Here is a 20,597-nt window from a genome sequence, read left to right as displayed (position 1 = left end):
TATCCGTGTTTATTCGGTTCTTCCAAGCCTTAATGATGCTTTACTATAATTAAATTCCCATTTTTCAAATCATGTGCAGACCCGTCTAATATTTTCTCCAACAAGAAAGCCATACGTTGTTGTTCTGCTGCGTCGCTCACCACAAAGATGGGAGCTCCGCCTGCAACCAGCTCGCGATGCAACGTAATGATGGCCATAATTCCACTCATCCTGAATCCACCTTCCTCATACTTGCCTTCGCTTCTGAGGGCATTCTTACGGCACTCTCAAGCAAAGGAACTCGTTCAAGCACTTGCTTGGCTAAATGCGGGTTGCGCTCCTGAGGAAGGATCAGAAGCGCCAGACGGCCATCATTCATGTCCAACTTGCCAAGCGGAATCAGGGAAGGTTCTCCTGAGTCGCGATACACTCCAAGGATTGTGGACAGATCATGCAGCATCGCTTGACGCTGCCCTAAGTTAGCTAGAGTAATCCGGCAGTTACGGTTGCGGGGAGTCAGAATTAGACCCATTCCATGTTTCGAGATGATGGCCTGATTTTGTTCCAATCCAACATTCATTATATAAATATCCCCCACATAGAGATCGGGTCCTTTCACCACCACCTCAGCAATTTCTACAGTTGCAGCGGTAGAGATCGATTTGCCTGATTTGAAAATCCGAGCGATCAGCATGGCGATCACCCCTGCGACTGCACCCCACATCCAACCGAATAGAATGGTGAACAAGGAAGACATGAAAGCAGAGAATATAACCATATAGTTTCTGCCCTCGAACACCATCGCTGTTCCCTCAATATAGGTGCTGCCTCTCGGCACAAGCTCCATCTCATCAATTTTGCTGAGCGTATTCCGTTCCATGTTACGAACATCCCGGAATTGTTGGGCAGCAAGGGATAAGAAGGTAATGGCCGTATAATTTTTGTCAAAAAGGGAAGGAACGGCGACCGCTCCAAGACCAGCAGCGATGAAACCCAATGAAATATGAATGATTCGCCCATGCGGATATGTAGGGTATTGTCTATAGTCGGTTTGAAGAAGTGATAGACGAGTGATCAGACCGAATAAGACTCCAATCACAATCCCCAATGTGTACCTTTCTGCATAGAGCGTTTGCATCATCCATTCACTCCTTTCTCTCGTCATTGCTTCCCGTAATTCGGCTAACCCAGCCTCTCAGAGTACTCGTCCCGAAAGACCATATCGTCTGTACACACAACGAAGCCAATCGAGCCGAGACCACAGCTGCCCACCACTGATCCTGAAACGATCTGTCGCCAAAAGTATAGCTGTTTGAAGAAAGGTTTGGATAAATAACAGCTGTGTACAAGGCTGCCCCAGCAAGCAGTGCAAAAGTTAACACACCTAATGGATCATTGGCATTTCGGACGATCAGGATAGTAACTAACCCTAAGAAGGCGGCTGCGATGGATGGTGAATCATATGGGAAAAACAACGGATCTGCTTGAGCGAAGTAACAGAGCAAATAATACAAAGCCGCTAAAAAAAGTCCAACTGAAATAAAGTTAAGAACCGCTAGCCACGTGCATTTTTTTACAACAGCCCTCAATACAAGCCATGTCAAGGGAAGTACAATCAAACTAATCTCAATCGAAACGGATCCTGGCAAAGGGACATGAGTTCGACTTAATGCAATCCAACAGACAATGAAAACTACTATATTGCGATCGGCTATCCCCGGCAAGAGCACCTCTTTCCAACCGCTCGCTAGTAAAATAACAGTCAAACACATAAGGATCAAGCTTAAATAACCTGGATTCATTTTTCTTCACCTGCACATTTCCTGCTACGCCTAGTATTGCTGATTCTAACCAGTTTTAGTCACCAAGGCGGAAGAAGAAATCGAAACGGCAACCCCCATTGGAAGTTGCCGTCGTAACATGAATCTTGCTTATTTAAATTTCTTCAACTTGTCACCGAACAGCTCACCGAGTGTTGTGCTCATGGACTGATTCGACATTGATACGTTATCATTCTGAATTTGCGGTACTTTCTCAGAACGTTTCTCTGGACGTGGAGCTTGGGCAGGAGCCTCTTCGGTTTCCTTAATGCTTAGGCTTACACGCTTCTCATCGGCATTGAATTCCAATACCTTCACTTGCACTTCTTGACCTTCCTTAAGCACCTCATGCGGAGTACCGATATGGCGGTGCGCGATTTGGGAGATGTGTACAAGTCCTTCAACACCTGGAGCAATTTCAACAAATGCTCCAAAAGCAACCAAACGTTTCACTGTACCTGTTACGATTTGGTTGGCTTCGAATTGTCCCGCAGCCGCTTGCCATGGACCTGGTTGAGCCGCGCGAATACTTAGGCTGATTCGATCATTGGCCGTATCTACCTTCAATACTTGGACAGTAACTTTGTCGCCTTCTTGGACAACTTCGGAAGGCTGCTGCACATGATGCCAAGCCATCTCGGAAATATGGACCAACCCGTCTATCCCGCCAATATCGATAAATGCACCGAACTGTGTTAAACGCTGAACGGTTCCTTCAATTTGTTGACCTACAGAAAGGCCCGCCATAATCTGCTGCTTATTCACTTCGAATTCTTGATCCAGAACGTCTTTTTGAGATAAAACCACTTTGTTCTTCTCACGATCAATTTCTTTGACCTTCAATTTCAAAGTGCGCCCCTTGTAATCCGAGAAATCTTCAACAAAATGGCGCTCTACCATGGAAGCAGGAATAAAACCGCGCACCCCAACATCAACCACAAGCCCGCCTTTTACAACCTCAGCTACTTCCGCTTCCAAGATCTCTCCGCTGTCAAGCTTACCTTGCAACTCGTCCCATGCTTTCTCGCTATCAACAGCACGCTTAGAAAGAACCAAGCGCTCCTTATCATCATTCAGATCCATTACTTTCAACTCTACATCTTGTCCTACTTGGACAGCGGATGCTGCATTCTCTAACTGAATCGATGACAATTCCTTCACTGGAATAACGCCGTCATATTTATAACCGATATCGACAATCGCTTGATTGTCCTCAATCTTTACAATTTTACCTTTGACAACGTCACCCTTCTTAACAGATGCTACGTTTGCAAAATCAGGAGTCGTATTATCCTCAACTTCTTGCACCGCTCCAGGTTGTTGTACGTTTGTTTCTTCTGACATTTGTAAGAACCTCCTCAACAGACAACCATCTGATTATCCATAGACATATTAGTTAGTATAATTCCAAGATACCATTTCCATACGCTTGAATCAATGTTCGATTCGTAACAAGTATCGGTTTATACAGGTTTCACTTCACACTGTTCCTTGCAATCATACTGCGAATTTCTTCCATGATCCGCTCGGTTGCCTGTTCCAAAGATTCGGATGAAGGATTATCTTTGTATGCAGATAAATCAACAGGTGGCCCATAGTAAATATGCATTTTGCGAAACCACTTATAAGAACCTACGATTGCCACAGGTATCACGGTTGCATTTGCTTTGAAAGCAAGGCTTGCCGCACCCTTTTTGCCCATCCCGCCCGAATTGCTGCGTGTTCCTTCCGGGAATATACCAAGCATGTTTTGGTCTTTTAACAGTTGTGTGGCGAGGCGAATCGACTCTTTACTTACCCCGCCGCGTTTCACTGGGAAAGCTCCAAATTGCGTGATTAACCAACCTAATACAGGTATGCGGAAGAGCTCTTCTTTGGCCATGTAATGAACCTTGCGCCTCAAGGGAGTTCCAACTAGAGGCGGATCCATGAGACTGATGTGATTCGAGCACAGCACAACTCCTCCGGAAGTTGGAATGTTCTCTTTACCATGGGCTTCCAGACGGAAAAATAGGCTGAACAAAATTCGAAACAATTGCCTGAACAAAATATAAAGCATTGCACTACGCCCCTTTCCCAGCTGAGGCTCGCGAAATTTCTAGTATGCGCTCACATACTTGCTGAATGGACAGCTCAGTTGCATCCAACAGAATCGCATCTTTGGCCCGTCTTAGAGGTGATACTTCACGCTCCTGGTCCATCCTGTCACGCTCGGATATTTCGTATTCCAATTGCTCGAGAGTCAATTCAGGCTGCTTATGCTTGATCTCTTCAAAACGACGCGCGGCTCTTTCCTTGACACTGGCGGTTAAGTATATTTTGACTTCCGCATTAGGAAGTACATGCGTTCCAATATCACGTCCATCCATCACTACACCCTTGGCTTGAGCCATTTGCTGTTGCATCTTTACGAGCAATTCACGAATGTCGGGTATTTGAGAGATAGCGGACACGTTCGCTGTAACTTGTGCGTTTCGAATCTCTTCTGTTACATCTTTACCGTCAACCAATACAACTTGTCCGTTATCGCCTGGTAACAGCTCCAGCTTCATAGCATTTGCCATCCGGACAATTTCGTCCGCCCGTTCTGCACCAAGACCTTTTGACAAGGACTTCCAGGTCACTGCTCTGTACATTGCACCTGTATCCACATACACGAAGCCAAGTTGTTGTGCAACGAACCGGGCAGCGGTACTCTTACCTGCGCTTGCAGGACCGTCAATGGCGATATTAAACTTGTCCAAACGATTACTCCTCCTTAATCATTTGTGAAACATATACACTTCATAAGCATAAACCTGGCATTTATGAAACAATTGCATTTCATAGCTGTACTTCATAGCCAAGTTCCATACGTCTAAAGGCATCAAAAAAGCAGGCAAGCCTGCTTTGAAATGATACCATGAAACCTTTTTGGTTGCAAAAGCTATCGGTTTGACTGAGAATCAAATGTCTGAACATAAGGTTCTCCTTCCAATCGCTCCACTTTAACAACCGATTTGCGAAAAAAGGGCCATTGAAGCAAAACCTGGGAAAGCAAAAGAATTAATAGAAACGTAACGATCAGGATGCGAATCACCCGCTCCCATCTGTTGGACCAACTGATGAAGAGCTGATCGTACTGGTCTGATTCCTCATCGGATTCATTCCAACCGTTCCATTCCGCTTTTACATTCATTCCGTCGATTCCGTCTTCTGTACCTGTTGCATTCGAGAATCTAGTGCTCATCGCTGTCGCTCACCTATCTGGAAGTTGTATCCATTAAGTTTGCCCATGCGCATGAAGCTCTATTCATCAACGTTTTCGGAAGTCGAGCTGCCTTTCAAAGCAATATCTAATGATTTTCTGACGTTCAACATCCTGTATTTCTGTGAAAGATAACATAACGATCTGTTTGCCTGTTTCCAATAATTTGGTCCGAACTACCTCGCCTTTGAAATTAGCGTGATCGACTTGGCCACTCTTATAGGGGGTCAACAACCAGCAACTCAGAATGTCATGCTTGGCAAGAGGGATACGCCCGTCACAAAAAAATGAAATACCACCGCCGCCTACATCTTCTGTTGTGGCCAAAAACTGCATCTGTTCCGATAGTTTAACTGCTAATTCCAATTCACCTGGGACACGCAAGAAATTCCTTCGCTGTACCTGTGTGATCTGGCTCGGCTCAGGCGGCTTAATAAGCACAAGACGCAACACTTCTTCTTTGAATCCAAGAATTACGGTGTTGAAGTAATTCTTCACACCTCCTTCAGTCACGAAATACGCAGAAACTTGATCTCCCGCATACAATCTCTTCAGTTTACCGGTTTTGGTATGAATGGGAACTTCCATCGAGATGTAATTAAGATTCACATCTGCTATTCTTGCTTTGTATTCTTGCTTGGCTTCATCCTCATCAATGGAGTTGACTTGCAGATAAAGCACACTATTCACTTTTGGAAGCACAGCTGGTCCACCCCTTGATATAATTGCTGAACTCAATATTCCTGATTATACCACGTCCTTTTCACTTACGAACAGTACAAATAAAAGAGGAACGGCATCTTCGCCGCTCCCCATTCCTCACCTTTATGAGCTTACATCTGCATCAGCTGCTTTAAGCCGTTCGACCTTCTCCTCATTGCCTGAATCCGCATTAAGGAAAATTCTGTAATCCGCTCCGTTAATCGATCCGGTAAATTGATAACACAGCACTTCCTTATCGAGATCGTTCTTGATAAGCGCGATTTTTTCGTCTGTTACTTGCAACGATGGATTCAATGATTTTTTGGACTGCTCGATCGTCATCGCCGGGGTCTTCAGTTCCCTGTTCTTATGCTCAAACAAATAGTCGGATGCTTGAAGTCCCGTTATCTCACCATTATCAAGCGCGACCATGACGGATACCTTCTCCGGATAGTAAATAATATTGTCATGCTGACGGGCAAAAGTCAGACTGGCTACGTTCTGATACTCATCGTAACTGATCGGAACCATCGATGTGTATTCATTCGCTTCTAGAAACTGCTGAGCGACTTCCCTTGTTTTGTTGATGTCGATATTTTTCTCATTGATTGTCCTAGGGTTCATGAACCATATCATAGCCCCGCCCTTCTTGGTGTAATCAATGGAAACATCCTCTTGGGTGTCAGGCTTTTTCGCCGTCACGCTAAAGGAACTATACTCGTTGCCATTCCCGTTCTCAACCACTTGAATCGTAGCTGGGTCAGAAATCCCTAGAAACTTGGCTGCCTTTTGCTTGATCTCGTCAATGGATACATCAGCGCCTGCTAGCGCCTGATATGAACGCTTCTCGAATATTCCGACCATTGAAGGTCCCCAGTTCAGATCCTCATACTCACTAACTTTTTTATCCACTGTCTGGAAGCCGTCTATGATTGTATTATCCAGCTGCTTCTCTTCCGAGGCTAATGCTACTTCAACGTCCATCCACCTTAGATTGTTGGCGATAACCTTGGACTGTACATCTCTCAGCTCAGTTGAGATTTCTTTGGAACGCTCAAACAAAGCATTCATCGATTGCATTTCATCTGGAGTCATAGGCTCTTTAGTCAAATCCCTTACAGAAACCCTATAAGAGAAGCTGGCAATATTGCTTAGAAATTCTTCCGTCTTGTTAAAGGGCAACAATGTAAGTGGAAGCTGATTAATCTCATTGCGGGCTTCACTTGTTAGCCTCCATACGTTGACCAGACCTTTTCGCTGGGAAGCGTGAGAGGTGGAATTAATCGCAAGCGCGCTCCCTAATTCATTCTGCAGTTGGTCCACATGGTAGGACAAGTCATGAAATGCGCGTTGATACTGGTTTTCAGCTTTCAACAATATTGAATTTTTCTCCTGATTCACTTGATAACCCCATAACACTGCTCCCGCTAACAATAATGTCACGACCGGGAACATGATGCCGCTAAGTCTTCTGTACATCCCTTTCGCCCCTTTCATCCACCAAAACTGTTAATAGTTTTCGCTTAGGGCAGGATGATTATACATTTTATTTACTCGGTGGATTACAACAAAAAGAAGATTCTCCATAAGGGAGAATCTCCTACGCTTCCAAATCCATTTCGAAATCATCCTGGTTATTGCACAAACACATTTTGAAACCCGTCTCAATCTTGTCTTTCTCTCGTCTGCCGCGCAGTATGAACTTTTCCCCGCATTGCCTGCATCTGATTCTTACCTTGATTCGATCACTTACAACCATGGGCTCCCCCCAATTAAGGAATATATACCCATTATGGACGAATTATTCAGCTTTTAATCTCTTCTTCCCTTCGCACAAGACGAAATGGCGACCTGGCGTTAGCCCGTTGAACCTTCGATAAGCTGCGCAACCATAAGTACACCATAAGTGGCACCATGAACCAAATCCAATTGTTCGTCACTTGCAGCAAAATAAAATCAAACAATCCGTGCCAGAACACAGGAACCAGCAAAGAGAATAACAAAAGCTTATTCTTCTCAGAAGGAGTCCCGAACTTGGCCTTGCCCATATAATAACCCATCATGACCCCAAACAAAGCATGTCCGGAAACAGGCAAAAAGGCGCGGAACATTAGCGCAGACAAAGTGAAATGATTGAAAAGAGCATAAATGACATTTTCCAGGGTAGCAAACCCCATAGAAATACTTACGGCATATACGATACCATCGTAAGGCTCATCAAAGGCGGTATGCTTCAGCATAGCAAAATACAGCACGAACCATTTGACAAACTCTTCAACAAAACCTGTTATCCCAAAGGCAAACAGCAGGTTATTCTCGCCTAATCCAAGCACTAAAGCCCTCTGCACTACCATTGTAGGAAACACGATAAGAACGCCATATAAGAACACGCGTGCTACCATAGAGATTGGCTCTGCGTCGTATAAGTCCTTCAGATAGAAATAGACCAAAAGCGCTACTCCAGGCGCGATTGCTGCGGTAATTATCGACCACCACTCCATAGTCGGTTCCCTCCTTTTGGTGCAGGATGTATAAATACAATCACGAAGACATACGAAAAGCACCCTCAAAAACGAATTGTTTTTGGAGATGCTAGATCAGATCAAGCCATTGGTTATAGACATCATGATTTGAAATGCTCGCACAATACTCGAATCGCGGACTCTTGAATAATGGATTTGCCGTATTCCATAAGGACAGCAGACGTAACTGAGGTGGCTTCCCCAAATTCCGAAAGAATAGCAATCAAGGCATGGAACTTCGCTTCTTCCAATTCTGACGGATCTATGTGTAAAATCCATCTATTCTTATAGGAATATAAGCTTCCGATATCTAAACCTATTCCAGAAATTACCTTGGCAGCACGCAACAAATGCTCGAAGTCTTGAAAGGCGAAGGTAACTATATCGCTTTGTTCCAACGTTACTTCCATTTCATACACATCATCGGCTTCTTCCTCATCCAGAACTTCGCCGTCTGCTCCGACATGCACCTTCCCGCGTGTTACAATTACGACCATTCCTTGCGCTGGCAATGCAAACACCTCAACAGCAAGAGGTCCAGTTGCATCGAATCCAAGCTCTGTATAGGCTTGTTCCATCATTTCGCTGAATAGTTCATGCACTTTGGGAATTTCTCGCCACATATCTTCCTTCTGAATGCCACGTTCCTTCAGGTCGTCAAATGTAAGGAAAATCCTTATCTTATCCACGCTCAATCGTTCGATCTTCATGACAGGACCTCCCTTTCCATATCTGATATTAACAGATTATGAATTCTTAGAAAGAATGGTGAACGAATGATCAGGCTTGTATAATTTATGTTATCATTTTTTTATACTCAATGCACGAAAAAAAGTTCCGGCATAATAAAGTCAGATCATATTTATGTAGGAGCAACTTAAGAAATGTGTAGTTGCAAAAAAAATCCGGTTCTCTCTAAAAGAGAAGTCGGATTCTTCATAAGCATCATTTTATTGAGTTATGACTGGTACCTCTTTATGCGACGAGTTATGCTGGCTGTGGATAATTTCATCAACATGGCGTTTAAGTTCCGGGTCTTTGTTCACAATCTCTTCGACCTTGTTAAGACCAAACATTGAATCATTCTGGGTGTGATTTGTAACTTTGGAAGCTGCTTTATCCGCATGCCTGTCCATTTTGCTCCCTCTGTTCATCATCCGATTCATCATATTTCCTGTTTGAGTGGATACCGCCGACATCGCTGCATGCTTTCCTCTGCGATTCCAGTATATAACAGCACCCGCCCCAATGAGCCCACCAAACAAGAGTGTGCCTATTCTCATATTGAACTCCTCCATTCTCTAAGGGTTTCGAATCATCTTATATTGTTCACTCTTCATTGCATGTCCATGCCTGAAAAAAACAGGAAATGACAAGCAGACATAAACAGTTGCATCATATGCTTCAAGATTGGGTAAGAAATAGAGTATACAAGATGCATGAACTTCAAATCCAACCCCATCAGGAGAGAGCCTAATGAAGTGCTATAAAAAATGGATGATAACCATCGTGACGATTAGTATTGGGACTTGTCTTACCGTAGCTTGCTCCATATCCTACAAGCCCGTTGGCGGTACAATAGTGCCGTCTAACACACCAAAGAACATAATTGCCTCACCCGAACTTCCCGCCGTATCTCCTCCTGTTTCTGAGCCTGAAACACCAACACCTTCTCCACTCCCATCAATCAAATATAGAATAAACAAAAATTATGACGTAGTCCCCATTGATCCGAACGAAAAAGATAAAGTAGTATTACTTACATTCGATGATGGTCCGAAGGATTTGAAGCTTAACCAACAACTCTTAGCTGCACTGGAGAAGCACCATGCTAAAGCGATCTTTTTCGTCAATGGGTTTCGAGTGAAGCAGAAGCCGGAATTATTGAAATTGATCCACAGTAAAGGTCAAGTTATCGGCAATCACTCCTGGGATCATATCGACCTGAAGTTGGAAAAGCCCGAGAAGATTGCAAAGCAAATTAAAGATGTGCAGGTAATTGTCAAAGAGACTATTGGAGAAGAGCCCCGGTTTTTCCGGCCTCCTTTTGGTTCTGGAGGAGATGAGGTTAAGAGACAAGCAGCTGAACAAAAATTGTTGTATATGACATGGTCCAACGGCTCAGAGGATTGGTTAGAGAAATATCAAAACCCTGAGGCTGTAATTAAGCGCGTTCTCGAACAACTCCATTATGGCAGCAACATCCTGATGCACGAATTACCCTGGACAGCCGAAGCACTCGATAATCTGCTTACTCAGCTTGAACAAAAAGGGTATTCCTTTGTTGATCCCCTAACTATCCAGGTTGAATAACAAATAAACCGTTCAGAGCCACTATCGGTCTGGACGGTTTTCATTTCATAATGATTATGGTTCTATGATATATACTTTGTACCAGAATACCATGCCGGCAATTAATATACACAGCAACAGCACCAGGCTGAAATGAAACCATCGGCTCCACTTTGAAGGATCATTAGGGTGAATGACCTTTCGCGGCGGTAGATGCCGTTCATCTTTCATCATTGGATCCGGACGCTCCATCGAGCCCAACACAGTATGTTTGACGTCCCCTCGCATCATGCTTTCCTCCCGTATCGAATAATACACCCCATTACAAAATCTATCATAAAGTGGGCAAGTATCGGTGTCCATAGTGTATTAGTCTGAATATATATCCAACCAAGGCCATAACTAATACTAAACACCAGCCCTGTCATAAGCCAGTGACGCAAATAACGAATGTGAATGGCAGCGAACAAAATACTTGTCCAATAAGGACCGAATGCATGCTGGATCGCTCCCCGGAACAATACTTCTTCACAAATCGCAACAACTGCAGACAACACGGCGATATGCCAAAGCGGTCTGTTCGCGAACAGCATCTGATTAATTCCACCATCATCGGTCAATTCCTCAGGTACTACACTTGACACAAGCAGATCAACGATAAGCACTATTGCAGTAAAACCGAGTCCCCACCATATATAAGAATACCCTTGCGGCAAAACGAACAAATGAAATGGATTTCTGGACTGAAATAAAAGGATCAAAATGCCGACAATAAGGGTAAGGGCTTGCGTAATGTATAAGTTGAGCAGTAACAGTCGATCTGTCAGCTCGGAAGGCTGAACCATTCGGAACTTAATATTCTTGAAATTTATTTTTTTCATGCATCTCCTGGTTTCCACGGTTCACATTTCAGCAATTATCCCCTATACTAGTTTACGACACTGGACAAGGAGCTAAATAATGGAAAAGCGACTCAACCGCGCGGATTATTTGTTTTCATTAGTTATTGTTTTTATGTTGGTCTGCATAGCTGGAGCGTTTTTCTATGGGGTCAAGATCGGTAGAGAGAAATCAGATGCCAAATATGCTGTCATTATGAAAAATCAGGAAGAAGCTGCTCGGAAACCCGGAGCTTACGATCAGCAACATCTGGTATCCTTCTATCATAGCATTCTCTCGCCATATAGGGAATTTCAACTGAAATGGTTCGAGCAATTGAAACAATTGGACCAAGGCGCTGCATCGATCGATCCGGCTGATGTGATGAAAGATTTGAGCCGATTAGCCTTGAAGAAAGTCGCAGACGCTTCGGTTATTGCCATGCCAGTTACCTCTCCATTATTAGTTGAAGCTCAACAAAATTATATGAAGAGCTTACAATTGTTCGCGGACACCCTTAAGAAGTATCAGAGCTCCGCCAATGGAATGCACGTAAGCGTGCTGTTGACCGAGTTGGACAAAGACGCTTTTCTGACAGAGGCCAAACGATTCTCCCTGCAAGGGCAGCAGCAATATTATGCAGCCATGACCAAATGGAACGAAACCATTGACCAACAGATCAGGGGGCTACCGCTGCTAAGCAAATCGCCTATCACGGTAACCGAGTGGTCCCAGATGAGCTTAATTGTCAAGAACAATGCTGCTGCCAATATCGTGTTGAATGGAAAGTGGTTCACTGCTGTATATCCGCAAGACATTACAGTAAGAATTGAAGAGATGATTGCTTCAGGTCAAGCGAAAAAGATGAACCTTAACGACATACCGGCTATAGTCGATACCTTGATCGGGACCAGTGCAATCCGCCAAGGCGACTTCACTCAGCGGAAGCAAAAATACTTCGCAAACGAAACGTTACCGCAGCTCCCCTTCTTTTCACAGCAATAATCAACTACTATACAGTCTGCACAGGCTTCGGCTTGTTCAGACTGTTGTTCGTTAGCAGACACATCAATCGTAAGCAAAACCGCGCAACTCAGCGACAGCAGCCATCCCGCCTGATACATTAATCACCTTATCAAAGCCTTGCTCAGTCAGGTAATGACTAACCGTCTCGCTTCGAACCCCATGCGCGCAAATAATATATAACGGAGTATCTTGAGGAAGCTCCTCCAGCTTATAAGGGATCGTATTCATAGGAATTAACTGGCTTTGCTCCAAGTGATAGTAATCCCATTCATAGCTTTCCCGGACATCAATAATGACTCCATCTGCTTCCGACCAATCGACCAGCTTCTCTGCGAACGTCTTAGGATGAATATACGTATAACTCATTGGGAAAGTTTCTCCTTTAATAAAAACTTAAGATTTGTCTTTACTTAGAACAATAACCAAAATAATTAGCTTGTTCAAGATCAACTTCTAACCCTGCCCAGGTGCTAAACCTTCCTCGTCCACAATTGTGTCTATAATTTGACTCTTTAAAGGAAGGCATCGTTTTCATTGTCATTAATGTGTCTTTAAATGATTGACACCCCTTAAGACTCATGTTAAATTAGGAAACAAGCAAACAAACATTGTAATTGGCATCGACGGAGAATCGTCTAATCCCTTGCTTTCAGAAAACCGGTGGTTGCTGCGAACCGGCAAGCAAACTTAGATCGTTCCACTCCTGAGCTACACGTGAACCCCATTGTCCGATGAATGGATTAAACGTAGTCGGTCTGAGACCGTTACCTCTCCTGGTCATATTATGACCAATAAGGCTGTATACGCAAGTATTCGGCAAAATTAGGGTGGCACCGCGATCACAAACTCTCGTCCCTTCTACACGTCATAGCGTCGTGTAGAGTTCGAGAGTTTTTTTGTTATAGATTCGCTTATTTGAACCATGCTATACACTATAAGGGAGGCTCTTACCATGTACAAAGTATTAGTATCTGATCCAATCAGCGATCTCGGACTTCAGCAATTGACCGATGCGCAGGACATCATTGTCGACAAGCAAACGAATTTATCTGAGGATGAGCTTGTCGCCATCATTGCCAATTATGATGGCCTGTTAGTCCGCAGTCAGACGAAGGTAACGAAACGAATCATGGAAGCTGGCACTAACTTGAAAGTAATCGGACGCGCTGGTGTAGGTGTGGACAATATCGATCTTGAAGCTGCTACCACTTGCGGAATCGTAGTTATTAATGCTCCTGACGGGAACACGATCACAACCTGTGAGCACACATTTGCAATGATGATGGCACTAGCTCGCCACATCCCGCAAGCCTATCGTAAAACTGTGGATGGCACTTGGGACCGCAAATCCTTCGTCGGCGTTGAGTTGCGCAATAAGACACTAGGCGTTCTCGGACTTGGGCGAATTGGCACAGAGGTAGCAAAACGTGCGATAGCTTTCGGAATGACTATTCTTGGCTACGATCCATTCATGAGTGAAGACCGGGCAACAAAGATGGGAATCAAGCTTGCCAGCGTCGATGAGATCATCCGCAATGCGGATTTCATGACCGTGCACACCCCGCTAACACCCGAGACACGCCATATGATCTCCAAAGCACAGTTTGAAGTGATGAAACGCGGCATGCGTATTGTGAACTGCGCACGCGGCGGGATTATCGATGAGTTGGCGCTTGTGGAAGCCATTGATGAAGGCATCGTAGCAGGAGCAGCCTTTGACGTATTCGAAGAAGAGCCGCCAAGAGCGGATCATCCTTTCTTGAAGCATCCCAAGATTGTAGTAACACCGCATCTGGGCGCTTCTACAATCGAAGCCCAAGAGAACGTAGCTATTGACGTCTCTGAGCAAGTGTTGAACATTTTGCGTGATAATCCGTTTAAGAATGCCGTCAATATGCCTCCAGTACCAGCAGAAGTATTGAACAAGATTCAACCTTACTTCAGCCTGTGCGAGAAGCTGGGTAACTCCCTTGCTCAGATTACGGAAGGTGCTGTTCAGGAAATCAAGATCAACTATTCCGGTGATCTCGCAGAATTCGACACAAACCCTCTGACTAGGTATGTGTTGAAAGGAGTACTTTCCCATCATTTGGGTAAGGAGCAAGTAAATATCGTCAATGCTACTCACCTTGCTAAGCAACGGGATGTGAATGTGGTGATCGAGAAATCCACCTCTTCACAAACATTTACTAATCTGGTTACGATCACACTCAAGACGAAACAAGAGGAAAGATGGCTATCCGGTACCCTTTTGGCTGGTTTCGGCGAACGAATTGTTCGTTTCGGTCCATATCCGGTTGACATCGCTCCTGTAGGGAATATTCTACTCATCTCGCACTATGATAAGCCAGGTATTATCGGTAAGGTAGGTACTCTGCTTGGTAATAACGATGTCAATATTGCTACAATGCAGGTGGGGCGTACAGATATTGGCGGATCAGCCGTTATGCTGTTAACCGTTGATAAGCAAACTCCGAAGCACGTCCTGGATGAGCTTGCCAAGCTCCCTGAACTCAAACGTGTTCGGGAAATCCTGCTATAATGTTTCACGATTAACAAGATTTGTCACGTTTTCTCAACATAAAAAGGATTTTTCCGATATGCTCTTCGGAAAAATCCTTTTGTTTTATGCGGAATGATTAGGAATCGTGATGGAAAATGTCGTTCCGTGGCCAACTTCACTCTCCGCTGCAATCATCCCTTGATGCGCTTCTACGATGTTTTTGACAATCGCGAGGCCAAGACCGGTCCCGCCAGAGCCTGAGCTGCCCCTCGTCCTTGCTTTGTCCGCTTTGTAGAATCGTTCGAAAATATAAGGCAAGTCTTCCTTAGGGATTCCTTGTCCTTGATCACTTACTTGCATTTTTACGGATGGGATATTGTTTAAGATCAAGGCCTTCACGTTAATAGCAATAGTTCCTCCAGGTGAAGAATGGCGGATCGCGTTATCGAGCAGATTCGTCAACACTTGCTCCAATCGATCCTCATCTGCATTGGCAAGGTTGATCTGCTCCGGCTCGAAAGAAACATGCAGACTAAGGTCTCTCTCTCTGCACAAGGCCAGGAATTTACGTTGTACCCTGGCTACCAATGCATTCATCTCTACTGCGCCAAAGTGCATCTCCAAGTGCCCTGCTTCCATACGGGCTAAATCCAGCAAGTCTTGAACAAGTCTACCCATACGCAGCGACTCATCGTGTATGACTTGAGCTACATCATGACGCTCTTCGGGTGTGGAAACAATGTCATCCAATAGAGCCTCACTGTAACCCTGAAGCATGGACAGAGGTGTTCTCAGCTCATGCGAGACATTTGCCACAAAGTCCTTCCGCAGCTTATCCAGTCGGAACTCCTCGGAAACATCCCTCATCACGGCAACCGTCCCTCTAAGGCTCTCTCCTGAGTATAGGGGGGCCATAACTACGGAATATACACTGTTGCGTACATGAATCGTTGAGGTCATCTCAACACTATCTTGAACGACGGACTCGAAAAGCTGCTGCAGAGGAACCGGTATCGGCCGATGCTCGGTTTGTAACGACTCCGGTTCCGACCACTCCAGATCTTGCCACTCTCTCACCAATCGCTCGCCTTGAGGATTAGTCAAGATGACCGTTCCGTTCGCATCCAATGTAATAACCGCATCCGTCATACTTCGCAGCACACTAGACAGATGTTCTTTCTCGTGATTCAATGCATGGATCGTCTCATCCAATCTGCCTGCCATGTGATTAAAGGTCTGTGCTAATTCTCCGATCTCATCACTCGAGGACACCGGAACTCTTGTCTTATACTCCCCCATGGTGATGAAATCTGCTGCCTTTTTCATCTGTAGCAAGGGTTGAGTGATCTTGGTAGATAAGAAAAAAGCGAATAAGGTCGTCAGCAGGAATCCAATTACCCCTGCGATAATAAACAAGTTGCGGAAATAAGCCTGCGTATAGCTTAAAGACATTTGCGTTTGATACATCATGACTATACCGCCGGCCCCCCCAATTCCATCACTGGTTTGAGGTACCGCAACCGCGAGAAATCGTTTGCCGCTTTGAGGATCAATAAATATCCTTTTTTCTGTACCGCCCTTAATCACATTATCCAGCTGATCTTGCATGAATATATCGACAGCTTTGAATTTGGGTAAGGTTGCCGATACAGGAGCTGAGAAGCTCTCCCCCAATTTGGTGTCCAAAACAACCAGAGCCGCGTCCTGGGCTGCAAGCAGCTCGTTCACGGCACTCATATAACTCGTATCTTCCTTGTGTTTCTTGAGTTCCTGAGCTACCTTGGAAGCCAGCTTCTGCATGCTGACTTCCTGATCCTTGGAGTTAGCGAAGTTCGTATTCAAGAACTGACCCATGAAAACGCCGTTAATCAGAAGAACAACGGCTACAAGAATAATAATCGTCATCCATAACTTTCCTACAACACTTCTCCACAGTTTCACGTTATTTCGGCACCTCGAGCTTATAGCCTACTCCCCATACGGTCGTAATCATCGAAGCGGCATCTGCAGACACTTTGTTAAGCTTCTCTCGAAGACGCTTAACATGAGTATCTACCGTTCGCAAATCGCCGAAAAACTCGTAGTTCCAAACATCCTTCAGCAGATCTTCTCTGGAGAAAACTTTATCAGGCGATGAGGCCAAATAGTGCAACAGTTCATACTCTTTAGGGGTAAGGGCGACTTCTTGCCCGCCTGCTGATACACGATGGGCATCATGCTCAATCAATAAATTGGAGAACACTATATTATTGCTGGTATTGATCGTATCTTTAGCCAAATAAGCAGTTACAGATGAACGGCGCAGGATCGCTTTAACCCGATAGATTACCTCTCTCGGGCTGAATGGCTTGACTACATAATCATCAGCACCAACCTCGAAGCCTTGCACCCGATTGGTCTCTTCGCCTTTGGCAGTCAACATGATGACAGGTGTTGCCTTCACTTGCCGCAGTCGCGAGCACACCTCAATCCCGTCAATGCCCGGAAGCATGAGGTCAAGCAGTATGAGATCATATTCGTTATCCAACGCTTTGCTGAGCGCCGTCTCTCCATCTTCAGCTTCTTGAATGGTGAATCCTTCTTTCTCCAGATACATCCTTAGCAAACGGCGGATGCGTTCTTCATCATCGACGATCAATATGCTTGATTTTCTATCCATCATCTAATGTCCATCCTTTCTTATACGCCCGCATATGAGTGAAGCCCGGCAATAATCAAATTTACCCCTATCAGGGTGAACATAACCACGATAAACCCGATTACAGACATCCATGCTGACTTCGGTCCTTGCCAACCCCGAGATAGTCTGAAGTGCAGATATGCCGTATAGAACAGCCATGTAATTAGCGCCCAGACTTCTTTAGGATCCCAACCCCAGAACCTTCCCCAGGCTTCAGAGGCCCAGATCATGGCGAATATAAGTGCTCCCAGGGTAAAGATCGGAAAGCCTATCGCGATGGCTCGGTAACTGATTTCATCCAAATCTTCCGCGTCCATTCCGTGCATGGCAGGCTGGATGGCAGCACCGATTGGTTTGCGCAATACTAATCTCGCTAAGCCGTATAATACGATCCCGATCACAAATGCCCATATTACCGTGTTCAGCTTGCGTCCTGCATTAACGCCATGCATCCATGACGGCGCCTCGAACAACGGCTGATTGATTCCTAAGAAGGAATCCATACTCTCCACTGTGCTGTTATAAGGCTGGACGATCGGAGGCAGTACATAATCTACGGTTTCTTTTGAAGTAACCTCCGCACCGGTCTGATCTATTTTCACCGTTTCCTGCAAAAATTTGGCTTCATACCCTATACCGCGGAATGCGAAGACCGATACGATAAACGAAATGATCAGAATCACTACAAAAATGGTAAGCTCTACACCGCGAACCGCTCGTTTGCCTTTTGGACTGGTATCCTTAAAGTTAATAACATGGATCAGATACATTAGTCCTGCCGCGAAACCAACTGCAAAAAATGCTTCTCCAGCCGCCGCTGTTGTCACATGGATTTTGAGCCAGTAGCTCTGCAGTGCTGGAATTAACGGTGTAATCTCATGCGGGAAAACCGACGCATAAGCCAAGATGATGACGCCGACCGGAGTCGTGAAAAGTCCTAAAACCGGCTTCCGGTAGATCAGATAAATGATAATGAAAGCTACCATGGTCATCATGGCCAGGAACGTCATAAACTCGAACATGTTACTTGTCGGGATCCGTCCTGCCGCCCCCCAACGGGTAAAGAAGAACAACAAATGACTCACAAGTCCTAGTACAGCTATGCCAAAACCGAATCTGCTCCACAATCTTACATGCTCTTCAGGTTCACGCGCGCTGAATTTCTTGCCTGTAATGGAAACCGCAAACAATCCGAACGACAAACAATAGAAAATAAACGCAAACAACAAGAACACACTGCTGATTGACTCTAAACTCACGTTCTCACCTCATTCGCAAGCTGCTTCGGATCTACTTGAAGGTTTACAACTCGCAAGGCGGAGGCTACCTCGTTCCGAAGACCATACCAGTTTTTATTCGTATGTGCTCCCAGCGTTAGCACATTGCCATTATCGATGCGAATCCATATTCGACGGTGCTGCCAATACAGGCCCATAATAACACCAATCATAAAGATTGCTGAGCCTACCCAAATATAAGGCAGTGCCCGGTCGATTCGGATGTTGAGAAAGCTTGTATAATTCGCTATCTCCACATCCTGCATGGAGTTAGCGGATATCTCCCAATTCTGGGCAATCGATCCGTTAATATCGTCTTGACGGAAATTCACCTTGTCTACTTCCCGAGGAAAGTAAATATAACCCGTGCCTTCTGCAGGAAGATTAGGCCCTGTTATGTTGAAGACGAATGCAGGTGCATTCGGTTCGTTGGACTTGGTCATAGGCTGTCCTTTGTCACTCATTGTAAAATCCGGAAAATATCCTTTTAGAGCGAGCTTGTATGGACCAGCTTCATAGCTCTGCGCCGGGTTTTTCATTTTGATGTTGATAGGCCCGAATTGTTCCCCAGTCTTCTTGTTCTTAAGACTTGGCGAGACGGAAATCAACTGTGGCGTTTCGGAGAAATCAAATTGATAGGCCAACAAGCCTTTATAATTCAGAGGTTTGTTCACAATGATGTCGTGAGTTGCCACCTGCCTCAGCTCAGGCTCTTTGGTTGGATCTCCGCAATCCTTCAAACACTCGTAGAGCACGGCTTTGGTTTCATAGGTTTTGGGTACGGATTTGTTCTGTTCGCGGAACTTATCCGTCATCTCGTTCTCGTCATAGTAGACGACTGTAAATTGCTCATTCTTCAAGTAATAGCGAGTTTCGGGAATTTGTACTGGGGTGCCCTCGAGGAAACCCATATAATGATCCAGACTCCATCCGGGGATCCCTCTCGCAACAACCGCTAACAAGAAGATAATAAGACCGATATGGTTGATATAGGGTCCCCAGCGACTGAATCGATGTTTCTCCGCTAGAAGCGCTGTCCCATCCGTATGAACCTTGTATCGTTTCTTACGCAATTGTGCAGCAGCATTCTGCACCCATTCTTCAGCAGGCTGATTACTATTGCTCTGTGCAAAGGGTAACTCTGTTGAGTATGTAACCTTTTGCCGCTTGATGAACTGCAGATGCTTGCGAATTTGTTGTCTGCTTAACGCACGATACAAGGGAAGAACCCGGTCCAGACTGCATACTACAAGGGAAGTTCCGATCATGACTAACAGGGTAATGAACCACCAGGAGCCATAAGTGTCAGACAATCCGAGTTTGTAATAGATTTGTCCCAAAGTGCCGTAAGTTTCTTTATAGTAAACCGAGGGGTCCATATTCAGAAACGTGTTCTCCTGAGGATAAATCGTACCTAATGCAGCTCCAGCCAATGTAGCTAAGATCAAGTAAATCGCTATCTTAACGGAAGAGAAAAAGTTCCATACCCGATCGATCCATGATGGATTACTTCTTTGGGAACGACGCGCGACCCCGTCATAACGCATTTCAAGCAGTTCTTCACTGTTCAGATCTTGCTCGTTCACTGGCTTTCCGCAAGCTTCGCAGAGCAGGGTCCCGACATGATTCTGATGTCCGCACTCACATTTTGTGTTCGAAATCACCCGTCA

22 protein-coding genes are annotated in these 20,597 nt (G+C 45.0%); 3 read left to right on the top strand and 19 right to left on the bottom strand.

The window, feature by feature from the left end:
* Window positions 1-29 precede the first annotated feature (29 nt).
* From AC58QD_RS03940 to AC58QD_RS03885, 12 genes are all read right to left on the bottom strand, one after another.
* Window positions 30-209, bottom strand: a complete 180-nt coding sequence (locus AC58QD_RS03940) for a capping complex subunit for YIEGIA (protein WP_497330257.1) — start codon at window positions 207-209, stop codon at window positions 30-32.
* Entirely contained in the window at window positions 206-1,120 is a 915-nt protein-coding gene (locus AC58QD_RS03935; RefSeq protein WP_497330255.1) for a YIEGIA family protein, read from the bottom strand. Before AC58QD_RS03935 ends, AC58QD_RS03940 begins: the two co-directional genes overlap by 4 nt.
* 4 nt (window positions 1,121-1,124) lie before the next feature.
* On the bottom strand, window positions 1,125-1,781 hold the full coding sequence (locus tag AC58QD_RS03930) for a YphA family membrane protein (RefSeq protein ID WP_497330253.1): 657 nt from the start codon (window positions 1,779-1,781) through the stop codon (window positions 1,125-1,127).
* 129 nt (window positions 1,782-1,910) lie between these two features.
* Complete coding sequence (gene rpsA, locus AC58QD_RS03925; RefSeq protein WP_497330251.1) at window positions 1,911-3,143, bottom strand: 30S ribosomal protein S1; 1,233 nt, start codon at window positions 3,141-3,143, stop codon at window positions 1,911-1,913.
* A 130-nt stretch (window positions 3,144-3,273) separates the two neighbouring features.
* Window positions 3,274-3,858 carry a lysophospholipid acyltransferase family protein gene (locus AC58QD_RS03920; RefSeq protein WP_497330249.1) on the bottom strand — a complete coding sequence of 195 codons (585 nt, stop codon included), beginning with the start codon at window positions 3,856-3,858 and terminating at the stop codon, window positions 3,274-3,276.
* 4 nt (window positions 3,859-3,862) lie between these two features.
* On the bottom strand, window positions 3,863-4,543 hold the full coding sequence (gene cmk, locus AC58QD_RS03915; RefSeq protein WP_497330247.1) for a (d)CMP kinase: 681 nt from the start codon (window positions 4,541-4,543) through the stop codon (window positions 3,863-3,865).
* 182 nt (window positions 4,544-4,725) lie between these two features.
* Complete coding sequence (locus AC58QD_RS03910) at window positions 4,726-5,028, bottom strand: hypothetical protein (protein WP_497330245.1); 303 nt, start codon at window positions 5,026-5,028, stop codon at window positions 4,726-4,728.
* 66 nt (window positions 5,029-5,094) lie between these two features.
* On the bottom strand, window positions 5,095-5,748 hold the full coding sequence (locus AC58QD_RS03905) for a flagellar brake protein (protein ID WP_497330243.1): 654 nt from the start codon (window positions 5,746-5,748) through the stop codon (window positions 5,095-5,097).
* Window positions 5,749-5,871: 123 nt separating this feature from the next.
* The gene (gene ypeB / locus AC58QD_RS03900) at window positions 5,872-7,227 is read right to left on the bottom strand and encodes a germination protein YpeB (RefSeq protein ID WP_497330241.1); all 1,356 of its coding nucleotides are present in this window, start codon (window positions 7,225-7,227) and stop codon (window positions 5,872-5,874) included.
* A 326-nt stretch (window positions 7,228-7,553) separates the two neighbouring features.
* On the bottom strand, window positions 7,554-8,249 hold the full coding sequence (prsW, locus tag AC58QD_RS03895) for a glutamic-type intramembrane protease PrsW (protein WP_497330239.1): 696 nt from the start codon (window positions 8,247-8,249) through the stop codon (window positions 7,554-7,556).
* A gap of 122 nt (window positions 8,250-8,371) precedes the next feature.
* Window positions 8,372-8,980, bottom strand: a complete 609-nt coding sequence (locus tag AC58QD_RS03890; protein WP_497330237.1) for a genetic competence negative regulator — start codon at window positions 8,978-8,980, stop codon at window positions 8,372-8,374.
* Between the two features lie 240 nt (window positions 8,981-9,220).
* Entirely contained in the window at window positions 9,221-9,553 is a 333-nt protein-coding gene (locus AC58QD_RS03885) for a hypothetical protein (protein WP_497330234.1), read from the bottom strand.
* A 193-nt stretch (window positions 9,554-9,746) separates the two neighbouring features.
* Here AC58QD_RS03885 and AC58QD_RS03880 point away from each other — a divergent pair, with 193 nt between their 5' ends.
* Window positions 9,747-10,583, top strand: a complete 837-nt coding sequence (locus AC58QD_RS03880; RefSeq protein ID WP_497330232.1) for a polysaccharide deacetylase family protein — start codon at window positions 9,747-9,749, stop codon at window positions 10,581-10,583.
* A gap of 54 nt (window positions 10,584-10,637) precedes the next feature.
* Here the strand turns inward: AC58QD_RS03880 and AC58QD_RS03875 are convergent, their stop codons facing one another.
* Together AC58QD_RS03875 and AC58QD_RS03870 are read right to left on the bottom strand one after the other, a co-directional pair.
* The gene (locus tag AC58QD_RS03875) at window positions 10,638-10,853 is read right to left on the bottom strand and encodes a hypothetical protein (protein ID WP_497330230.1); all 216 of its coding nucleotides are present in this window, start codon (window positions 10,851-10,853) and stop codon (window positions 10,638-10,640) included.
* A complete protein-coding gene (locus AC58QD_RS03870) occupies window positions 10,850-11,443 on the bottom strand; it encodes a CPBP family intramembrane glutamic endopeptidase (protein WP_497330228.1) in 594 nt (197 codons plus the stop codon). Before AC58QD_RS03870 ends, AC58QD_RS03875 begins: the two co-directional genes overlap by 4 nt.
* 79 nt (window positions 11,444-11,522) lie before the next feature.
* Here AC58QD_RS03870 and AC58QD_RS03865 point away from each other — a divergent pair, with 79 nt between their 5' ends.
* On the top strand, window positions 11,523-12,446 hold the full coding sequence (locus AC58QD_RS03865; protein WP_497330226.1) for a hypothetical protein: 924 nt from the start codon (window positions 11,523-11,525) through the stop codon (window positions 12,444-12,446).
* Window positions 12,447-12,509: 63 nt separating this feature from the next.
* Here AC58QD_RS03865 and AC58QD_RS03860 read toward each other — a convergent pair whose 3' ends face one another.
* A complete protein-coding gene (locus tag AC58QD_RS03860; protein ID WP_497330224.1) occupies window positions 12,510-12,833 on the bottom strand; it encodes a rhodanese-like domain-containing protein in 324 nt (107 codons plus the stop codon).
* A gap of 586 nt (window positions 12,834-13,419) precedes the next feature.
* Between AC58QD_RS03860 and serA the strand changes: the two genes are divergently transcribed.
* On the top strand, window positions 13,420-15,009 hold the full coding sequence (gene serA, locus AC58QD_RS03855) for a phosphoglycerate dehydrogenase (protein ID WP_497330222.1): 1,590 nt from the start codon (window positions 13,420-13,422) through the stop codon (window positions 15,007-15,009).
* Between the two features lie 84 nt (window positions 15,010-15,093).
* On the opposite strand, the gene AC58QD_RS03850 is transcribed toward serA, so the two are convergent.
* Genes AC58QD_RS03850 through resB form a run of 4 tightly spaced genes read right to left on the bottom strand, consistent with a single transcriptional unit; the run spans window position 15,094 to window position 20,591 of the window.
* Window positions 15,094-16,911, bottom strand: a complete 1,818-nt coding sequence (locus tag AC58QD_RS03850; protein WP_497330220.1) for an ATP-binding protein — start codon at window positions 16,909-16,911, stop codon at window positions 15,094-15,096.
* Window position 16,912: 1 nt separating this feature from the next.
* A complete protein-coding gene (locus AC58QD_RS03845) occupies window positions 16,913-17,632 on the bottom strand; it encodes a response regulator transcription factor (protein WP_497330218.1) in 720 nt (239 codons plus the stop codon).
* Window positions 17,633-17,649: 17 nt separating this feature from the next.
* Complete coding sequence (gene ccsA / locus AC58QD_RS03840; protein ID WP_497330216.1) at window positions 17,650-18,909, bottom strand: cytochrome c biogenesis protein CcsA; 1,260 nt, start codon at window positions 18,907-18,909, stop codon at window positions 17,650-17,652.
* Window positions 18,906-20,591: a cytochrome c biogenesis protein ResB gene (resB, locus tag AC58QD_RS03835; protein WP_497330214.1), complete on the bottom strand. Its 1,686-nt coding sequence runs from the start codon at window positions 20,589-20,591 to the stop codon at window positions 18,906-18,908. Before resB ends, ccsA begins: the two co-directional genes overlap by 4 nt.
* Between the last annotated feature and the right edge of the window lie 6 nt (window positions 20,592-20,597).

The sequence above is a fragment of the Paenibacillus sp. J2R1T-4 genome (genome assembly GCF_059692235.1).
This window is presented reverse-complemented; position numbering and strand designations above follow the sequence as displayed.